This is a genomic window from bacterium, assembly GCA_026414725.1.
Lineage (GTDB): Bacteria > Ratteibacteria > UBA8468 > B48-G9 > JAFGKM01 > JAAYXZ01.
Window position 1 is genome coordinate 1 of the sequence record JAOAIL010000057.1, and the last position, 337, is coordinate 337.

A 337-nucleotide genomic window follows, 5' to 3' on the forward strand; every position below is an offset into this window, starting at 1 on the left:
CCCTTCATCTATCTTCTCAGTAAATAGATTCATTAATTTTATGGGATTAAGATTAAACTCTTTTTCAATCTCAGCATCTATCTTTTTAAATAATTCTTCAAAAATTATTGTCAAATCCTCACATATCGGACTTTCTATAATGAAGTTTTCCAGAGAAGTTTTACTTTTATTTTCTATCCAACGATAAATTTTGGGGGAGGTCAAAATAAGGAGAAAAGAAATAAGTATAATTAACACATTTAGAAAAGCGGATAACCAGTAAGAGAAAACTAACCCCCCTAATATAAAAATTGTAAATGGGACTAAAAGGATAATATAAAAAAGTTTATCTGCTTTT